The organism is Tunicatimonas sp., assembly GCF_049647865.1.
Taxonomy (GTDB): Bacteria; Bacteroidota; Bacteroidia; order Cytophagales; family Cyclobacteriaceae; genus Tunicatimonas.
In genome coordinates, this window is the sequence record NZ_JBARYM010000902.1 from 1 (window position 1) to 3,051 (window position 3,051).

The 3,051-nt window shown below is 45.9% G+C and carries 5 protein-coding genes; 2 read left to right on the top strand and 3 right to left on the bottom strand.

The window, feature by feature from the left end; all coding sequences use genetic code 11:
- Together WBA23_RS25650 and WBA23_RS25655 are read left to right on the top strand one after the other, a co-directional pair.
- Positions 1-397 (top strand): hypothetical protein (locus tag WBA23_RS25650; RefSeq protein ID WP_424585129.1); only part of this gene is annotated, 397 nt, incomplete at its 5' end.
- Between the two features lie 430 nt (positions 398-827).
- Positions 828-1,124 carry a hypothetical protein gene (locus WBA23_RS25655; RefSeq protein WP_424585130.1) on the top strand — a complete coding sequence of 99 codons (297 nt, stop codon included), beginning with the start codon at positions 828-830 and terminating at the stop codon, positions 1,122-1,124.
- Positions 1,125-1,219: 95 nt separating this feature from the next.
- Here WBA23_RS25655 and WBA23_RS25660 read toward each other — a convergent pair whose 3' ends face one another.
- The 3 genes from WBA23_RS25660 to WBA23_RS25670 form a co-directional block, all read right to left on the bottom strand.
- Positions 1,220-1,375: a hypothetical protein gene (locus tag WBA23_RS25660; RefSeq protein WP_424585131.1), complete on the bottom strand. Its 156-nt coding sequence runs from the start codon at positions 1,373-1,375 to the stop codon at positions 1,220-1,222.
- 190 nt (positions 1,376-1,565) lie between these two features.
- Positions 1,566-1,988: an SgcJ/EcaC family oxidoreductase gene (locus WBA23_RS25665; RefSeq protein WP_424585132.1), complete on the bottom strand. Its 423-nt coding sequence runs from the start codon at positions 1,986-1,988 to the stop codon at positions 1,566-1,568.
- Positions 1,989-2,044: 56 nt separating this feature from the next.
- Positions 2,045-3,051, bottom strand: a 1,007-nt coding sequence (locus WBA23_RS25670) for a helix-turn-helix domain-containing protein (RefSeq protein ID WP_424585133.1), incomplete at its 5' end; no start/stop codon positions are given.

Genomic DNA, 3,051 nt, shown 5'->3' on the forward strand with positions numbered 1-3,051 from the left:
GTTCGTGTACCTCTTCGTTGGTAAGTGGAAGGAGATGAAGGGAGAGAAAGAACTTACGAAGACGTTACAACGCTCTGAAAAAACATCGCAGAGGCTTACCGAAGAACTTCAAACAGCGAATGAAGCACAAACCATACTACAAGCGCAACTTACCAAGCAACAAACCGAATTGTCAGAAAATAAGCAAGCATTAGTTAAACTCCAGCAAAACTATTCAAAGCAACAGCGAACGCACCAAGAGGAACTACGGATGGTCGCCGAAAACCGTTTGTGTGTTACCTGCGGACATCAAGCTAAGAGTCATCAACAGCTTTCCCGCTACAAGCGCGATTGTACCGAATGTATCCGGCAACGAACGCAAAAGGCAACAGCAATGACCAACGGTCAAGTATCCTGATAGCACCTGTTAGCGCAGTGCATACTGCCTCTTACGAAGAGAAGCACAAAAAAAATGTGAGGCACTTCCTTAACAGGTGATAATACCCCCAATTGGATCGGGTATGTTATCAGTTGCTAGTCAGCGTATTGTTTCTTCCATCATCAAGTATCGTATTGCTCAGGGTAAAATTGCTGGCTAGACATCAATAGTTACCCGGAAGGATGTAGGATCACAACGTACCTCGCACTAGGTGAATCGCGAATATACGAACCCAGGCTGCGCGAACGGCAAGGATACACGGTTGTCAGCTCGAGATAAAATCTTCCTTTCTGACGAAAGCGTATTTTTTCCCGGCAATCCTTGCCATTGGCTAGCTGGTTCGGAAGGGTAGCGATACCTAGTCGCGGCGGTTGTCGCAAATGGCAGGTTTACGTTAACCCCTACTTTGATGAATACTTCACGCCCCCGTCCCAATCGCTTTTCCCAATTCGTTCAGCAGCAGTACACAGTGCTACAGGGTGATCTAGCGATGGCCTGGGAAGATCGCAAGCGCCAAAACCTCAATGAGTATGATCAAGCACTAATCGTCAGTACCTTTTACGATATTATTGATCCGAGACATAGATTTCTGCTGGAAGCTTTCGTAGAATGCTCGATGAGTTCCCGGCGAACCATGTTGAGTGTGGCAATAGACAGCATGACCATGGAATGGGAAGCGTTTAACCGGAAGCATAAGATTCTATAGGGGGATTCCCCTATTAGAACCCCACCCCATAGCGGTAGACAGTGAGGGGTTGATCATTAAGGAGCACTGTTTAGCGTTTAACCCACCCTGGATAGTTAGGCGTTCAGCTTCATGTAAACTCCGTAGCCTACGAAAGATTGCTTAGTGCGCAGAGTATCGGATAGAATTGACTCAGGTACGGATTGGGGTTGCACGTAGTTATTCACCAGGGTTTTAGTAGGAGGATAACGCTGGTCGGGCCTCCTACCCACAGCGTTCTAGGCAGAATGTAGACCAGATTGACTTCTGCTTGCAGTAAGTTCATAGCTTTGGTATGTCACTACAAATGGCAATAGATATTATCCGAAAATAGTAATGGGTTCATGGTACGAGCTAAGGCACGGCATTTTTACCAATCATAATGATTCCCATACTATGGGTCTTTTTCATGACAAGCTTAGTTTACTGATACAGGTCAACGGTATCGTTGGTGCATACCAATCTAATCAACCAGTTTTCCTGGTTGATGACTGCCTGCATCACTCCGACCCGAGCTGGGAGGGCTTCTCCTTCGGGCGAGGTGCTGCCCGTTACGGTCCAGTCAGCGGTGACCATCGTGAGCTGATCGCTCAGGTCCCGGATGAGTAGTTTATCCATGGTCATTGCTGCGTTCTTATTGACCGTGGTGAACGGATAGATGTGCTCCTTAACAATATTCTGTTGTCCAAGGTACGTATTGCCCGTCACGGCGGTATATTCAGCATCTGGCTCAAAGAGCTCACCAAACTGGGTAAGGTCCTTGGCATTCCATCGGTCTACGAAGTGCTGGATCACATCAATGACTTTTTGGGTAGTCGCTTGACTGCTTCGGGAAGTATGTTTCATGTCTTTCGGTTTTAGCTTATTTTTTAGAAAAATAGAGTCTTTAGAATTATACAGTCTCATGTAGACTCGCGGTACTGCTTCGGGGTGAGTCCTGTTTTATGCTTAAAAAAGCGGCTGAAGTCACTAGGATTACGCTGAAGCAGCGCAAAAGCAATCTCAGCAATGGTAAGTTGGGTTTGCTTCAGCAATACCTTAGCCTCTAACAGGATCATTTCAGAGATACAATCGTTGGCCGTTTTACCCGTAATCTTTTTCACGCTCTTATTGAGGTGGTTCGGGGTTATACTCAGCAGAGAGGCAAAATCCGCCACCTTATGGATCTGGTAGATATTTTGGGCTAACAACCCCTTAAATTGCTCGGTAATGTGATGAGCAGAATCCCGAACGGGACTTGGGGTTTGAGCAACGACCTGTCGCAGCTCGACCAATAACGCCGAAAGATACGCATCTAATAACGCCGTGCTATCGCTACCGTTGATGGACATGAGCCTAGTGAGCAAGTTTTTAACCGGCGGTACGGTTCTCTTCGTAAGCGTCACGATAGGATGACCAATAGGTTGAAGGAAGTCACCGTCTAAAAGCCTCGTATTAGAGACTACGTTGTTATCAAAATGACAATAAAAACCGGTGGCATCGTCACTTACGTATTCAGTGGTCGTGATTTGAAAAGCGGGTAGGAAGAAAAAAGCGTGCTTTCCTATCTGGTAGTGACCTAGTCCTTTGCTTCTGGTAACGCTGCCGCCCGTCAGGAATATAAAGTCGTGAATGGTCTTACGGTGAGGAAGTAAGGGGAAGTTGATATAGTTTTTATGTTCCTCAATACGATGAATTTCAAACGTGCTGAAACTTGATGAATGGAAAAAGGAAGCTTCTTGCTGCCGTTTATAATTACGCCGGAAGAAGTCTTCCGGATCTAGCGTAGGAATTTGATGATCATCCACTGTTTTTTTATTCTCGTGATGCCTTACCAATAATAGTTTCTGACGTTGAGGATTCCTATCAAAAGCAATGCTGTCTGATGATTCCAAGGGCATAAAGAGAACGTTAGTAGAGCGAACTGTCA